The sequence below is a fragment of the Herbaspirillum sp. AP02 genome (assembly GCF_015767275.1).
In the GTDB taxonomy this organism is placed as follows: Bacteria; Pseudomonadota; Gammaproteobacteria; order Burkholderiales; family Burkholderiaceae_D; genus Herbaspirillum.
This window is the reverse complement of the sequence record NZ_JADWMY010000016.1, coordinates 21,843-37,537: the sequence shown is the minus strand read 5'-3', so window position 1 is coordinate 37,537 and position 15,695 is coordinate 21,843. Positions and strand designations below refer to the sequence as shown.

The following is a 15,695-nucleotide window of genomic DNA, read 5'->3' as shown; positions in this document are numbered from 1 at the left end:
ACAGTCAGGTACCTGGCGGTGTCCAGCCTGTTTGTACTGGAACGCCGCCTCTTTGTGGAGAGATGCATTGATCAAACGTGGACTGAAATGGAGTTTCCTGCACGGCATGGTGCTGTCGGCGTCACTGCTGGCCGCTTCGGTGCAGGCGCAGAGCAGGCAGGGCTTCGACCTCAACCAGGCCGTGGCACGCGCCAAGGCGCTGGCCGACCAGCCTTATCAGAAACCGGCGAGCAATCTCTCGCCGACCTTCGCGGCGATGCAGTTCGCCGACTACATGAAGATCCAGCCGAAGAGCGAGAAGTTCGAATGGCGCGATCAGAAGACGCCCTTCAAGCTGGCCTTCTACCACCAGGGCATGCAGTTCAACGCGCCGGTGGCGATCCACGAGATCATCGATGGCCGCGTGCAGGATGTGGGCTACAGCACCGACCGCTTCAACTTCGGCGACCTGGCGCTGGCCAAGGACAGCACGGCGCACCTGGGCTATGCGGGCTTCCGCGTGGTCTATCCGCTCAATCGCGATGACAAGGAAGACGAAGTCATGAGCGTGCTGGGCGCGAGCTACTTCCGTGTGATCGGCAAGGGGCAGGTCTATGGCCTGTCGGCGCGTGGGCTGGCGATCGACACGGCCATGCTGAGCGGCGAGGAATTCCCGCACTTTACCGAATTCTGGATCCAGCGTCCGGCCCCGGGCGAGAAGCAACTGACCTTCTATGCACTGCTGGATTCGCCCCGCGCTACCGGGGCCTACAAGTTCACGCTGACCCCGGGCCAGGATGCGCTGCTGGATGTGCAGGCGCGCGTGTTCCTGCGCGGCGAGGTGGGTCGCCTGGGCATTGCACCGCTGACCAGCATGTTCCTGTTCGGCCCCAACCAGCAATCCTCGCGCCGCAACTTCCGCCCGGCCATCCATGACTCCAACGGCCTGGCGATCCACACCGGCAATGGTGAATGGCTGTGGCGTCCGCTCAACGATCCGCAGAATGTGGAAGTGAGTTCCTTCGAGGTGACCAATCCGCGTGGCTTCGGACTGCTGCAGCGGGGCCGCGAGTTCTCGGCTTTCGAAGACCTGAAGGATCGTTATGACCTGCGTCCCTCGGCCTGGATCGAGCCGCGTGGCGACTGGGGCCGTGGCGCGGTGCAACTGGTGGAAATCCCCACCGCCGACGAGACCAACGACAACATCGTGGCCTACTGGCTGCCGGCGCAATTGCCGGCGCGCGGCACGCCGGTGGCCTATGACTACCGCATCCACTGGACCATGGACGAGCCGGCCATCCTCAACAACGAGGTGGGCTGGGTCAAGCAGACCTTCCATACCGATGGTGAGCTCACGCAAGCCAACCTGATCCGCGCCTTCGACGGTACCACTGCCCTGCTGGTGGACTTCACCGGCGGCCCGCTGGGCAAGCTGCCCGCCGGGACCCAGGTGCAGCCTCAGGTGAGCGTGTCCAACAATGGCGAGCTGATCGATGCGCAACTGCAGCCCAATCCGGCCATCAACGGCTGGCGCCTGACCTTGCGGGTGAAGATCCGCAACGTCGCGCAGGCGGTGGAATTGCGCGCCGCGCTCACTGCCAATGGCAAGCCGCTGACCGAGACCTGGAGCTATCAGCTGCCGCCGCGTTCGGACGTGCAGCGGACCTTCTGATCCCGAGGCGCTGAAACAGTAAATTATTTATATCAATAAAAATGGGCTGCAAGTGACATCACTTGCAGCCCATTTTTTTGCGGCGTCGCGCCTTGCATCACGCGATGCGCAAACCGGCGATCAGCTCTCCACCGATTCGCCGCGCAAGCGGGCGATGACGCCATCCAGGGCATCGAGGTCGTTGAAGGTGATGATCAGCTGGCCCTTGTTGCGGGCGCCGGTCTTGATGCTGACCTGGGTCGCCAGGAGGTCGGAGAGTTCTTCTTCCAGGCGGGTGATGTCACGCGACTTGTCGCGGGCTTCGCGTGGCTTGGCGGCCTGCTCGGCGGAGGCGCGGGTGACCAGCTTTTCGGCGTCGCGCACCGACATGCGCTTGGCCACGATCTGGTTGGCCAGCTGGATCTGGGTCGCCGAATCCACCGCCAGCAGCGCACGGGCATGGCCCATGTCGATGTCGCCGGCCATGAGCATGGTCTGCACCGGCTTGGCCAGGTTCAGCAGGCGCAGCAGGTTGGATACCGCACTGCGCGAGCGGCCCACGGCCAGCGCTGCCTGCTCGTGGGTGAAGGCGAAATCGGTGATCAGGCGATGGATGCCCTGGGCTTCTTCCAGGGGATTGAGGTCCTCGCGCTGCATGTTTTCGATCAGCGCCATGGCGGCGGTGGTCTGGTCGTCCACGTTCTTGACCAGCACCGGCACTTCGGTCAGGCCGGCGATCTTGGCGGCGCGGAAGCGGCGCTCGCCGGCGATGATCTCGTAGACGTCACGGCCGTTCTTCTGGCCGATGGCGCGGATCAGGATGGGTTGCAGCAGGCCCTGTTCCTTGATGGAGGCGGCCAGCTCATTGAGCGCGCCCTCGTCCATGCGGGTGCGCGGCTGGTACTTGCCGGCCTGCAGCTCGGTGACGGCCATCACGCTGGGCAGGCCGGCCTTGGCCGCTTGCGCTTCTTCGGTGATGTCGGAGGAGCCACCCAGGAGTGCGTCCAGTCCGCGTCCCAGTCCCTTGGATTTTTTCGGTAGAGTTGCCATGCGATTGCCTGATGAAAACGATGCCTGATTACAGCGTCTTGATGCGCTCGACCATTTCCGCGCCGAACGCGATATAGGCCTGCGCACCCTTGGAGGATGGATCGAAGGTGACACCCGGCAAGCCATACGACGGCGCTTCGGCCAGTCGCACGTTGCGCGGGATGACGGTCTTGAAGACCTTGTCACCGAAGTGTTGCTCCAGCTGGTCCGATACCTGTTGCGACAGCGTCATGCGCGGGTCGAACATCACCCGCAGCAGACCGATCACCTTCAGTTCCGGATTCAGCTTGGCATGCACCTTCTTGATGGTGTTGACCAGATCCGACAGGCCTTCGAGTGCGTAGTATTCGCACTGCATCGGGATGATCACGCCATGCGCCGAACACAGGCCGTTCAGGGTCAGCATGGACAGCGCCGGCGGGCAGTCGATGAGGATGAAGTCGTAGTCCTCCGCCACCTGGACGAAGGCATTCTTCAGGCGTGCTTCGCGCTGTTCCAGTTCGACCATCTCGACTTCGGCGCCGGCCAGCTCACGATTGGCCGGCAGCACGTCGAAACCGCCGGCCTCGGAACGCTTGCGCACGCTGGGGATGTCGGACATGCCCAGCAGCACCTCATAGATCGAGCCTTCCAGCGTGGCCTTGTTGATGCCGGCCCCCATGGTGGCATTGCCCTGCGGGTCGAGGTCGACCAGCAGCACGCGCTGGTTCAGTTGCGCCAGACCGGCGGCCAGGTTGACCGCGGTGGTGGTCTTGCCTACGCCACCTTTCTGGTTGGCGACACAAAATATTTTTGCCATATCTTTTTTATGTGAGCGTTATTGCGTGGTCAACTTGATGCCGAAACCGATCAGGAAGACCCCTGCCGCACGCGAGGCCAGCTTGGCGATGGTGCGATTGCGGGCCATGCGACGGGCGGCGGCATTGCCGACGAAGATCAGGAAACTGCCATAGAAGAAGGTGCAGGTACTGATCACGGCGCCCATCGTGAAGAAGGTGAGCGAGCCCTGTTGCGTGGCGGGGTCCAGAAACAGCGGGAAGAACGCCATGTAAAACACGATGGCTTTCGGGTTGAACAAGGTCACCAGAAAGCCGCGCCGGAATTCTGCGGCGTTGGAAAAGGGTACGACTGTACCACCGCCCTCGCCTCTTGCAAACAAAAGACGCCCGCCGAGGTAGGCCAGGTAGGCTGCACCCAGGTACTGCAGGCCGTGGAACAGCAAGGGGTTGGCATGCAGCAGTGCCGCCACGCCGGCTGCAGCCAGGAACATGAGCACGATGTCACCCAGCATCAGACCCGCCTGCGCCATGAAGCCACCGCGCAATCCCCCCTTGGCGGCGCAGGTCAGCACGCAGAAGGTGCCGGGGCCGGGCAGCAGCAGGAACACCATGGTGGCGGCAACCAGTTGCCAGATATCGGTGATGCCGAGGGAATGAAAGATCGCCTGCATGGTGGGTCTCCTTGAATGTGAGCGGCCCGGGTTGCTGCCCGGGCCGCCGGCCTGATGTCAGGTGCCGTATTTACGGCTTGCTCTTGACCACCCGCGCGGTATCGAAACCCTGCTTGGTGGCGTTGTTGAGTGCGTTCTCGTATTGCTCGTCGCTGATGGTCGGCGTGCGCGAGAGTATCCACAGGTATTCGCGCGACGGGCTGCCGACGGTGGCCAGCGTGTAGTGCTCGTCCAGGTCCATGATCCAGTAGTCGCCCCAGACCATCGGCACCCACGACAGCCAGGCCGGCGCAAAGCGCACTTCCAGCTTGCTGTTGTTGCTGCCCGGGACCACCCGCGCCACGCCTTTGGCTTCATCCGTGCCGTCGGCGGTCTTGCAGCGGTTGGTGACGTCGATCATGCCATCGTCACGGGCAGCATACTCGGCGCTGGTGCCGGAGACGCATTTTTTCTGGAAACTGTTGGGAATCTTGGCGATTTCGTACCACTTGCCCGCATAGCGCTTCAGGTCCACGGAGGGCACGGTCTTGACTTCCTGGGCGCTGGCGGTGGCGATGACGCCATAGGCCGCCATCGAGACCATGGTCGCCACCAGGGCCTGTTTGAGTTTGTTCATCAGGTCGCTCTTTCCATGAAGATGAGATGCCGTTCGGCATCCAGGCCCGGCACCTGCAGGGGCTGCACTTGCTGCACCGTCCACCCCGCCGGCAACCGGTCGATTTCCTCTTGCGGCAGCACACCCTTGAGGGCGATGTACTTGCCACCTTGTTGCAAGAGGTGGTTCGACCATGTGACGAAGTCCTTCAGTTCCGCAAAGGCGCGGGAAGTGATGACATCGTATTGTTGCTCGACTGGCAACTGCTCGACGCGGGCATGGAGGACCGTCACATTGCCCAGTTGCAATTGCGCCTTGACCTGATTCAGGAAGGCGGTTTTCTTCTGGACCGTATCGACCAGGGTGATCTTCATCTGCGGCTCGGCCTCGGCGGCCCAGATCGCCAGCACGATGCCCGGCAGCCCACCACCGGCGCCCACATCCAGCACGCGCTGCGCGCCGGCAAAGGCGGACACGGCCGACAGCGAATCGAGCAGGTGATGCGACACCATCTGGGCCGGATCACGCAAGGCGGTCAGGTTGTAGACCTTGTTCCACTTCGCCAGCAGGGCCTGGTAGGCCATCAACCTGGCGATCTGCGCCTCCGAGAGCGTGAGCCCGAGGGCCAGGGCCCCCTCGTTCAGGGTGCGGGTCAGTGAGGACAGGTCTGCAGTGTTGCTCATCCGTGTTGCCTTGGTATTGATCTGGGTCGGTGGTGCCGTGGGCAGTAATGTGAAGCTTTGCGCAGCCTCAGGCGGCCTGGTTGTCGCTGGCGGTCAACTGCTTCAGGCCACCCTTCTTCAGGTGTACCAGCAGCAGCGACAGCGCCGCCGGGGTCACGCCGGAAATGCGTGAGGCCTGGCCCAGGGTCTCGGGGCGATGCTTGTTCAACTTCTGGCGCACTTCGATGGACAGTGCCTTGACGTCCATGTAGTCCAGATCGGCGGGCAGCTTCAGGTTTTCGTTGTGGTCCTGGCGGCTGATCTCGTGCGCCTGGCGGGCGATGTAGCCGGCGTACTTGACCTGGATCTCGACCTGCTCGCGCACCGGTCCCTCTTCGATGCCGGGGCCGGCCAGGGGCTGGCCTTCACTGCCGGTCAGGCTCATCAGGCTGTCATAGTTGACGTTGGGACGGCGCAGCAGGTCCAGCAGGTTGTATTCGCGTTCGATGGCCTTGCCCAGCACGCGTTCGGCTTCGGCGGCGGCGAGGATGCGCGGATTCACCCAGGTGGACTTGAGGCGTTCCATTTCACGTGAAACGGCTTCGCGCTTGCGTTCGAAGGCTTCCCATTGCGCATCACCTACGCAACCCAGTTCGCGGCCGATTTCGGTCAGGCGCAGGTCGGCATTGTCTTCGCGCAGCGAAAGACGGTATTCGGCCCGGCTGGTGAACATGCGGTACGGCTCCTGCACGCCCTGGGTGACCAGGTCGTCGACCAGCACGCCCAGATAGGCTTCATCGCGGCGCGGGGTCCAGGCATCCCGGCCCTGGGTCTGCAAGGCGGCATTGATGCCGGCCAGCATGCCCTGGGCGGCGGCTTCTTCGTAACCGGTGGTGCCGTTGATCTGACCGGCGAAGAACAGGCCCTGCACCTGACGGGTTTCCAGCGAGGACTTCAGGCCACGCGGGTCGTAGTAGTCGTATTCGATGGCATAGCCGGGGCGCAGGATGTGGGCGTTTTCCATGCCCTTCATCGAGCGCACCAGTTCCAGCTGCACGTCGAATGGCAGGCTGGTGGAGATGCCATTGGGGTAGAACTCGTGGGTGGTCAGGCCCTCGGGCTCCAGGTAGATCTGGTGCGAATCCTTGCTGGCGAAGCGGTGGATCTTGTCTTCGATGGAGGGGCAATAACGCGGGCCCACGCCTTCGATGACGCCGGTGTACATGGGGCTGCGATCCAGGCCGCCACGGATGATGTCGTGGGTGCGGCTATTGGTATGGGTGATCCAGCACGGCATCTGGCGCGGATGCATGGCAGCGTTGCCCATGACGGAGAACACCGGTACCGGATCGAGATCACCCGGCTGCTCTTCCAGGATGGCCAGGTTGATGCTGCGACCATCGATACGCGGCGGCGTACCGGTTTTCAAACGGCCTTGTGGCAGCTTCAATTCCTTCAGTCGGGCGGAAAGCGAGACTGCAGGCGGATCACCGGCACGACCGCCGGAATAATTGTTCAGTCCTACGTGAATTTTCCCGTCGAGGAAGGTACCCGCGGTTAATACCACTGCGTGGCCTGCGAAACGGATGCCGGCCTGAGTCACGGCACCGATGACGCGGTCGCCTTCCAGCATCAGATCATCCACCGCCTGCTGGAACAGCCACAGGTTGGGCTGATTTTCCAGACGGGAGCGGATCGCCGCCTTGTACAGGATGCGGTCGGCCTGGGCACGCGTGGCGCGCACCGCCGGGCCCTTGGAGGAATTCAGGATGCGGAACTGGATGCCCGCCTCGTCGGTGGCGATGGCCATCGCCCCCCCCATCGCATCGACTTCCTTGACCAGGTGGCCCTTGCCAATCCCGCCGATGGAGGGATTGCAGGACATCTGGCCCAGGGTCTCGATGTTATGCGTCAAGAGCAGGGTTTTCTGGCCCATGCGTGCTGCGGCCAGTGCAGCCTCGGTGCCGGCGTGACCGCCGCCAACGACGATGACGTCAAATTGTGTGGGGAATAGCATGATGCGGGCCTCGTGGTGAGGTGAGAACAGAGGCGAGATTATAAGACCTTTTATCCGGACGGGTCGGGAGGTAGGTCCCACGCTGTTGGTTTACCGCACTTCCCTGCCCTGCTGAACGCTATCGCCGGCAACTTCCGATAGACATAGCTGATCGATGAAACATGGTCGGCACTGTTTCACGTGGAACATCGGGTGGATATCTTTGCGCTTGAGTGAAATACAACGAGCAAATAAAAACGGAGCCCTTGGCTCCGTCTTCAACTTCACTCACGCTGTTTCACGTGAAACATCAAACATGTTTTCTAACGAAGAAACGCATCGTACCCGGACTTCAGGATCAACGCCCCGACCACGATCAAGAACAACTTGCGCACAAAGACGCTGCCATGTTTCATCGCCAGTCGGGTACCCACCAGCGAACCCCCGATATTGAATACCGCCATCAGCAGACCCAGCTGCCAGATCACATGGCCGCTATACCCGAACCAGCACAAGGCCGCGAGATTGGTCGCGATGTTGACGAACTTGGAGACCGCCGAGGCCGACAGGAAGTCATAGCTGAACACCCGTACGAACAGGAAGACCAGGAAGCTTCCCGTACCTGGGCCGAATACCCCATCGTAGAAGCCGACCGCACCACCGATCAGGGCGGCGTAGATCATCTCCCGTCTGCCGGTCAGGGTGGGGGCATGCGTGGTACCGAAATCCTTTTTCTTCAGCGTGTAGAGCGCAACCGCGATCAATACGAAGGGCAAGGCCTTGCGGATCAGATCGGTCGGGATATGGGTGACCACATACGCACCGAAGAAGGAAAACGCAAATGCGGCCATGGCGGCCGGCGTCACGGTACTCCAGCGTACGGCCACCTTGCGCGCGAAATTGATGGCGGCAGCGCTGGTCCCCATCACGCCCGCCACCTTGTTGGTACCCAGCAGCGTGGCCGGTGCGGTATTGGGAAAGACCGAGAACAAGGTCGGCACCAGCACCAGCCCTCCCCCGCCCACCACTGCATCGATCAGACCGGCAACGAACGCGGCGCCGCACAGGATGAAGTAATCAAGCATGCGTCACCTCCATGACGAAACGGACCGGACCGGCAAGGGGTGATGATGGGAACGACGGGAACGATGCAAGGCTGTGCATAAGATAGGGCGCGGATAGGTGATGTGGAGAATCGGAGAAATGGGAAACCGGGCGAGTGCTGCTGATCGCCCTCTCCGACCGGCCCACATTCTACCGCCCTGCCACCGGCAGCATCAGCAACAGATGGAGCCTGCCTATCCCTGTTCCGGAACATCCACGATCTGTTATGCCCGGCAAAGCACAAAGAAAAGCCTGTGGACAAAAAATTACCGCCGGGAAATCACCTGGTCGGTGACTCGCCGGCGGCAAGCGGATCACCGTGGTGGGTGACCCGCGCTCTGTCGAACGGTGTGCTAGTGCGAACTCTTGGCCTGCCCTTTCCCGAACAGCGCCTGGATTTCCCCGACGATGCCCTTGCGGAAGGCCAGCACGCAAACGATGAAGATGAAGCCGGTCACGATGGTCACCGAATCTCCCAGGGTGTTGAACCAGTCGATGCTGGTGGCATTGGCCAGCCAGCTGCCGATGTCACCCAGCTTGTTCTCCAGCATGATGATGATGACCGCACCGACGATGGGACCGAGGATGGTGCCCAGACCGCCTACGAGGGTCATCAGCACCACCAGGCCGGACATGCTCCAGTGCACGTCGGTCAGGGTTTCGAAGCCCAACACCAAGGTCTTGGTGGCACCGGCCAGGCCCGCCAGGCCGGCCGACAGCACGAAGGCCAGCAGCTTGTAGCGGGCCACGTCATAGCCCAGCGAGATGGCGCGGGGCTCGTTCTCCTTGATCGCCTTAAGCACCTGGCCGAAGGGCGAATGGATGGTACGCACGATCAGGGCGAAGCCCGCCACCGCGATGGCCAGCACCACGTAGTACAGGGTCATGTCGCTCTCCAGGCTCAGGAAGCCCAGCAACTTGCCACGCGGCACGCCCTGCAAGCCATCCTCGCCACCGGTGAACGGCATCTGCAAGGCCACGAAGAACAGCATCTGCGCCAGCGCCAGGGTGATCATGGTGAAGTAGATGCCCTGCCGGCGGATCGCCAGCAAACCCATCACCAGGCCGATCAGGGCGCCCGTCAGGGTACCGATGATCAAACCCAGCTCGGTCGGCAGTCCCCACACCTTCAGCGCCTGGCCGCACAGGTAGCCGGCCCAGCCGAAGAACGCGGCGTGACCGAAGGACAACAGGCCGGTGTAGCCGATCAGCAGGTTGAAAGCGCAGGCGAAGAGTGCGAAGCACAGCATCTTCATCAGGAACACCGGGTAGATGCCGAACGGTGCCGCCAACAACAATATTAGTAAAACAGCAATTCCGATTTTCTTGTTCATGCCGGTCTCCGATTATTTCTCTTTGCCGAACAGGCCGGCCGGACGGACCATCAGGACGATGGCCATGATGATGAAGACCACGGTGGCCGACAGTTCGGGGTAGAACACCCGGGTCAGGCCCTCGACCAGGCCGAGCATCAGCCCGGTCAGGATGGAGCCGAGGATGGAACCCATGCCCCCGATGACCACCACCGCAAACACCGTGATGATGAGGTTGGAGCCCATCAGCGGCGAGACCTGGATCACCGGTGCGGCCAGCACGCCGGCGAAAGCGGCCAGCGCCACGCCGAAGCCGTAGGTCAGGGTCACCATCAGCGGCACGTTGATACCGAAGGCTTCCACCAGCTTGGGGTTCTCGGTACCGGCGCGCAGGTAGGCGCCCAGGCGGGTCTTTTCGATCACGAACCAGGTGGCGAAACAGACGATCAGCGACGCCACCACGACCCAGGCGCGGTAGTTCGGCAGCACCATGAAGCCGAGGTTGGTCGCCCCCTGCAGCAGGTCAGGCACCGAATACGGCTGGCCGGAAACGCCATAGATGGAGCGGAAGATGCCCTCGATCATCAGCGTGATGCCGAAGGTCAGCAGCAGCCCGTAGAGGTGGTCCAGCTTGTAGAGCCAGCGCAGCATGGTCTTCTCGATGACGATGCCGAATGCGCCCACCAGGATCGGTGCCACGATGAGCATGACCCAGTAGTTCAGGCCGAGATAGGACAGGCCCATCCACGCCAGGAAAGCGCCCAGCATGTACAGCGTGCCGTGCGCAAAGTTGATCACGTTGAGCAAGCCGAAGATCACCGCCAGGCCCAGCGAGAGCATGGCGTAGAAGGAGCCGTTGACCAGTCCCAGCAGGAGCTGGCTCAACAAGGCTTGCAGGGGTATGCCGAATAGTTCCATAAAAACCCGTTCATCCAGATGGGTGAAAATCACCATCGCCTACAGCAAAAATCTGCCATCCCCGCGTGAACAGAAATGACAGATTTTGCTGGGCTGTGCGATGGCCTTACTGCTTGTTGCGCGCTGCTCGGTGCGTCCTGCTTACTTCCAGGCCGCGCACTTGGATTCAGCCTTGGTGGTCCAGGCCTGCTCGGCGGGAATGGTCTGCACCAGCTTGTAGTAATCCCACGGATACTTCGATTCCGACTGGGCCTTGACCTGGTACAGGTACATGTCGTGCATCACGCGGCCGTCGGCGCGCAGGTAGCCGTTCTTCTGGTACATGTCGTTGAACTTGGCCTTGCGCAGGGCGGCCATGACCTTGTCCGAATCATCGGTACCGATTTCCTTGACCACCTTCAGGTATTGCAGGGCGGCGGAGTAGTCGGCGGCTTGCAGGGACGACGGCATTTTCTTGCGCACGGCGAAGTAGCGCTTGGCGAAGGCGCGGGTCTCTTCGTTGGCATCCCAGTACCAGCTGTCGGTCAGGTACAGGCCTTCGGTGTTCTTCAGGGTCAGCGAGTGGACGTCGTTGATGAACACCAGCAGACCGGCCAGCTTGGCGGTCTTGGTGATGCCGAATTCGTTGGCCGCCTTCACCGAGTTGATGAAGTCGCCACCGGCGTTGGCCAGACCGATGATCTGGGCCTTGGAGCTCTGCGCCTGCAGCAGGAAGGAGGAGAAGTCGGATGCGCCCAGCGGGTGCTTGACCGAGCCCACCACGGTGCCGCCGGAAGCCTTCACGACATTGGCGGTGTCGGATTCCAGGGAGTGGCCGAAGGCATAGTCGGCGGTCAGGAAGAACCAGCTCTTGCCACCCTGCTTCACCACTGCCGAGCCGGTACCCTTGGCCAGGGCCACGGTGTCGTAGGCGTAGTGCACGGTATAGGGCGAGCACTCTTCATTGGTCAGGCGGGCCGAACCGGCGCCGATCTGCATGTAGACCTTCTTCTTCTCGGCCGCCACCTTGGCGCTGGCCAGGGCGGTACCGGAGTTGGTGCCACCGATGAGCATGTCCACGCCCTGCTGGTCGAACCATTCACGGGCCTTGCTGGCGGCCACGTCGGCCTTGTTCTGGTGGTCGGCCACCAGCAGTTCGATCTTCTTGCCGTTGATGGCGCCGCCCATGTCGGCAATCGCCATCTTGATGGCTTCTGCGCCACCCTGGCCGTCGATGTCCGAATACACGCCCGAGATATCGGTGATGAAACCGATCTTGATCACGTCGCCCGAAATCTGGGCCGAAGCCGATGCCGTCGCGAATGCCGCTGCTGCAGCGGTGATCGCCAGTGCCATTGCCTTAAGTTTCATATTCATCTCCTCTGTTATGAAGCCCGCGTGTGTATTGAAGCGAGACAACTTGGTGGAACGGGGAAAGGATCGCTCACCCCGCTGACGTACTTGTTTGGCAGTACTTCTTGTTCTGGTGATGCAGGTGCTACGGAAAAATCAGGAAGGCGGCGCAGCCGTGGCGCCGCGCACGCGAGCGTGGATCGGGATCAGACGCCCAGCAGTTCGTTCAATGTCTGCATCTTCGCTTCCAGCTGCGAAGAGGCGAAGGACTCGACAATCTGGCCATGCTCCATCACATAGAAGCGGTCGGCCAGGGGTGCGGCGAAGCGGAAGTTCTGCTCGACCATCACGATGGTGTAGCCCTTGGCCTTCAGGGTTGTGATCATGCGCGCCAGCGCCTGCACGATGACCGGTGCCAAGCCTTCGGAAATCTCGTCCAGCAGCAGCAGGCGGGCACCGGTGCGCAGGATGCGGGCCACCGCCAGCATCTGCTGTTCGCCGCCCGACAGGCGCGTGCCCTGGCTGTTGCGACGCTCCTTCAGGTTGGGGAACATGTCGTAGATTTCTTCGATCGACATGCCCTTCTCGGTCTTGGAGACGAAGGGCGGCAGCATCAGGTTTTCCTCAGCCGAGAGCGAGGAAAAGATGCCGCGCTCTTCGGGGCAGTAACCGACACCGTAGTGGGCGATCTTGTGGGTGGCCAGGTTGATGGTCTCCTGGCCATTGATCTTGATCGATCCCTTGCGGGTGCCAACCAGGCCCATGATGGAGCGCAGCGTGGTGGTACGACCGGCGCCGTTGCGGCCCAGCAGCGTCACCACTTCGCCCTGGTGGACGTTCAGGTTGACGTTGTGCAGGATGTGCGATTCGCCATACCAGGATTGCAGATCGCTGATCTGCAGCACCAGCGGCGTGTTGGAAGAAGCGGAAGAAGACGTCGTCATGGCATCGGCATGGAGGGTAGCGGTACTCATCAGTGAGCCCCTTGCAGTTCGGCCGAGGTGCTGCCCATGTAGGCTTCCATCACCTGCGGATTGCGCGAGACTTCTTCATAGCTGCCTTCGGCCAGCAGCGCGCCACGTTGCAGCACGCTGATGCGGTCGCAGATGCCGGAGATCACGCTCATGTTGTGCTCCACCATGAGGATGGTGCGACCGGCCGAGACCTTCTTGATCAGTGCCGTGACGCGGTCCACGTCTTCGTGGCCCATGCCCTGGGTGGGCTCGTCCAGCAGCATCAGCTCCGGTTCCATGGCCAGGGTGGTGGCGATCTCCAGCGCGCGCTTGCGGCCGTAGGGCAGGTCCACCGTGATGGTGTGGGCGAAGCTGGTGAGGTCCACTTCTTCCAGCAGCTGCATGGCGCGCTGGTCGAGCTGCTTCAAGCTCTCGCCATTCTTCCAGAAATGGAAGGAGGTACCGAGCTTGCGCTGCAGGCCGATGCGCACGTTCTCCAGCACGCTCATGTGCGGGAAGACGGCCGAAATCTGGAAGGAACGGATGATGCCCTGGCGCGCGATCTGCGCCGGTGCATCCATGGTGATGTCTTTGCCGTTGAACAGGATCTGGCCCGAGGTCGGTACCAGGAACTTGGTCAGCAGGTTGAAACAGGTGGTCTTGCCGGCACCATTGGGGCCGATCAATGCATGAATATGGCCGCGCTCAATTTGCAGGTTGACCGCGCTCACTGCCGTGAAACCCTTGAATTCCTTCGTCAGGTTTCGTGTCTCCAGAATGACGTCTGTCATGGTCTCTTCTTTCCCTTTGATGCCCGCGCCGGTTGATCCGGTCGTCAAGGCCTGCCTGCTGCGGTTGGCTTGCATCTTGTGGATGCAGGCGCCGCCGTTTTCTACCTGGCGAATCGAGAAGCTCGTTTTAATATTTGGCGCATAGTAGCCGGTTCGTACCATTCATACAATACGTATAAACACCGTATCCGCCAGCGGCTGAGAATCCCCCGTTTACGCTCGGGAAAGCAAGCTGGCAGCGACTTTCTCGGCAATCATGACGGTCGGCGAATTGGTATTGCCGGAGGTGATGGAGGGCATCACGGAGGCATCGGCCACGCTCAGTCCCGACACCCCGCGCACACGGCAATGCGCGTCCACGACGGCGGCAGCATCGTCGCTGCGGCCCATGCGACAGGTGCCGACCGGATGGAAGATGGTGGTGCCCACGTCACCGGCAGCGCGGCGCAGATCCTCTTCGCTCTGGTACTGCACGCCAGGCTTGTACTCCTCGGGCCGGTAGCGCGCCAGTGCCGGGGAAGCGGCGATGCGCCGGGTCAGGCGCAGGGCATCGGCGGCGACCTTGAGATCTTCTTCGGTGGAGAGATAGTTGGTGGTGATGCGCGGGGCCAGCGCGTGATCGGTAGAGGCCAGGCGTACGTGCCCGCGCGAGGTCGGACGCAGGTTGCACACGCTGGCGGTGAAGGCCGGGAAGGCATGCAGCGGATCGCCGAATTTTTCCAGCGACAGCGGCTGCACGTGGTACTGCAGGTTGGCGCTGGTCTGTTGCGCATCGGACCGGGCGAAGGCGCCCAGCTGCGAGGGTGCCATCGACATGGGACCGCTTTGCATCAGCAGGTATTCCAGTCCGATCTTCATCTTTCCGAAGAGGGTCGAAGCCATGGCATTGAGGGTGCTGGTGCCATTGACCTTGAACACCATACGCATCTGCAGGTGATCCTGCAGGTTCTCGCCCACGCCGGGCAAGGCGTGGACCACCGGGATCTGGTGCTGCTGCAACAGCGCAGGGGCGCCGATACCCGACATCTGCAGGATATGCGGCGAGCCGATGGCACCGGCGCAGAGAATGGTCTCCTTGGCCTCGGCCAGCCACTCGCTGCCACCGCCGGTGAATTCGACACCGGTGCAGACCGGTCCGTCGACACCCTGCTCCATGCGCAGCTTCCTGACGTGTGAGCCGGTCATGATGGTCAGGCTGCCATCCTTCATGGCAGGCCGCAGGAAGGCCTTGGAAGCGTTCCAGCGCACGCCGCGCTTCTGGTTGACGTCGAAGTAGCCACAGCCCTCGTTATCGCCCCGGTTGAAGTCATCGAGCTTGGGGATGCCGTTCTCGGCGGCGGCCTCGCGGAAGGCATCCAGGATGTCCCAGCGCAGGCGCTGCTTCTCGACCCGCCACTCGCCCCCGGCGCCGTGGAATTCGCTCTCGCCCAGGTGGTAATCCTCGCTCTTGCGGAACAGCGGCAGTACCTGGTCCCAGCGCCAGCTGTCGTCGCCGGTGAGGTCCGCCCAGTGCTCGTAGTCACGCGCCTGGCCGCGCATGTAGATCATGCCGTTGATCGAGGAACTGCCGCCCAGCACCTTGCCACGCGGGTAGATCAGGCTGCGTCCGTTCAGGCCGGCGTCGGCCTCGGTGCGGAACATCCAGTCGGTGCGCGGATTGTTGATGCAGTAGAGATAGCCCACCGGAATATGGATCCAGATGTAATCGTCCTTGGCGCCCGCTTCGATCAGCAGCACCTTCTTGCCGGTCTTCCTGGACAGCCGATTGGCCATGACACAGCCGGCGGTGCCGGCGCCGATGATGATGTAGTCGTATTGCCCTGCCGATTGCATGTTGTCTCCGGTGCGTTTGTGTTTTCTATTTTTGTTCTCGGTTCTTGTTCTCTATCTCTACGTGCCGG

14 protein-coding genes are annotated in these 15,695 nt (G+C 62.0%); 1 reads left to right on the top strand and 13 read right to left on the bottom strand.

Features of this window, described 5'->3' with window-relative positions:
• The first annotated feature begins 106 nt into the window (after positions 1-106).
• Positions 107-1,651 (top strand): glucan biosynthesis protein G, encoded by a 1,545-nt coding sequence (locus tag I5R65_RS22910; protein ID WP_180671111.1) that lies wholly within the window; start codon positions 107-109, stop codon positions 1,649-1,651.
• A 120-nt stretch (positions 1,652-1,771) separates the two neighbouring features.
• Here the strand turns inward: I5R65_RS22910 and I5R65_RS22905 are convergent, their stop codons facing one another.
• From I5R65_RS22905 to I5R65_RS22845, 13 genes are all read right to left on the bottom strand, one after another.
• Positions 1,772-2,680 (bottom strand): ParB/RepB/Spo0J family partition protein, encoded by a 909-nt coding sequence (locus tag I5R65_RS22905; RefSeq protein WP_180671086.1) that lies wholly within the window; start codon positions 2,678-2,680, stop codon positions 1,772-1,774.
• A gap of 28 nt (positions 2,681-2,708) precedes the next feature.
• Positions 2,709-3,479 (bottom strand): ParA family protein, encoded by a 771-nt coding sequence (locus I5R65_RS22900; RefSeq protein WP_180671087.1) that lies wholly within the window; start codon positions 3,477-3,479, stop codon positions 2,709-2,711.
• 18 nt (positions 3,480-3,497) lie between these two features.
• Positions 3,498-4,130: a leucine efflux protein LeuE gene (gene leuE / locus I5R65_RS22895; protein ID WP_180671088.1), complete on the bottom strand. Its 633-nt coding sequence runs from the start codon at positions 4,128-4,130 to the stop codon at positions 3,498-3,500.
• 70 nt (positions 4,131-4,200) lie between these two features.
• Positions 4,201-4,746, bottom strand: a complete 546-nt coding sequence (locus I5R65_RS22890; protein WP_180671089.1) for a lipocalin family protein — start codon at positions 4,744-4,746, stop codon at positions 4,201-4,203.
• The gene (gene rsmG, locus I5R65_RS22885; RefSeq protein WP_180671090.1) at positions 4,746-5,408 is read right to left on the bottom strand and encodes a 16S rRNA (guanine(527)-N(7))-methyltransferase RsmG; all 663 of its coding nucleotides are present in this window, start codon (positions 5,406-5,408) and stop codon (positions 4,746-4,748) included. Before rsmG ends, I5R65_RS22890 begins: the two co-directional genes overlap by 1 nt.
• Positions 5,409-5,475: 67 nt before the next feature.
• Positions 5,476-7,404: a tRNA uridine-5-carboxymethylaminomethyl(34) synthesis enzyme MnmG gene (gene mnmG / locus I5R65_RS22880; RefSeq protein ID WP_180671091.1), complete on the bottom strand. Its 1,929-nt coding sequence runs from the start codon at positions 7,402-7,404 to the stop codon at positions 5,476-5,478.
• Between the two features lie 302 nt (positions 7,405-7,706).
• Positions 7,707-8,468, bottom strand: a complete 762-nt coding sequence (locus tag I5R65_RS22875) for a TSUP family transporter (RefSeq protein WP_180671092.1) — start codon at positions 8,466-8,468, stop codon at positions 7,707-7,709.
• A 372-nt stretch (positions 8,469-8,840) separates the two neighbouring features.
• Positions 8,841-9,821 carry a branched-chain amino acid ABC transporter permease gene (locus I5R65_RS22870; protein ID WP_180671093.1) on the bottom strand — a complete coding sequence of 327 codons (981 nt, stop codon included), beginning with the start codon at positions 9,819-9,821 and terminating at the stop codon, positions 8,841-8,843.
• Positions 9,822-9,833: 12 nt separating this feature from the next.
• Positions 9,834-10,718 carry a branched-chain amino acid ABC transporter permease gene (locus I5R65_RS22865; protein WP_006463434.1) on the bottom strand — a complete coding sequence of 295 codons (885 nt, stop codon included), beginning with the start codon at positions 10,716-10,718 and terminating at the stop codon, positions 9,834-9,836.
• Between the two features lie 141 nt (positions 10,719-10,859).
• Positions 10,860-12,068: an ABC transporter substrate-binding protein gene (locus tag I5R65_RS22860; protein WP_180671094.1), complete on the bottom strand. Its 1,209-nt coding sequence runs from the start codon at positions 12,066-12,068 to the stop codon at positions 10,860-10,862.
• A gap of 188 nt (positions 12,069-12,256) precedes the next feature.
• Positions 12,257-12,994, bottom strand: coding sequence for an ABC transporter ATP-binding protein (locus I5R65_RS22855; RefSeq protein ID WP_180671112.1), 738 nt, complete (start codon positions 12,992-12,994; stop codon positions 12,257-12,259).
• 29 nt (positions 12,995-13,023) lie between these two features.
• Positions 13,024-13,794 carry an ABC transporter ATP-binding protein gene (locus I5R65_RS22850; RefSeq protein ID WP_180671095.1) on the bottom strand — a complete coding sequence of 257 codons (771 nt, stop codon included), beginning with the start codon at positions 13,792-13,794 and terminating at the stop codon, positions 13,024-13,026.
• 213 nt (positions 13,795-14,007) lie between these two features.
• The gene (locus I5R65_RS22845; RefSeq protein WP_180671096.1) at positions 14,008-15,627 is read right to left on the bottom strand and encodes a GMC family oxidoreductase; all 1,620 of its coding nucleotides are present in this window, start codon (positions 15,625-15,627) and stop codon (positions 14,008-14,010) included.
• Positions 15,628-15,695 lie beyond the last annotated feature (68 nt).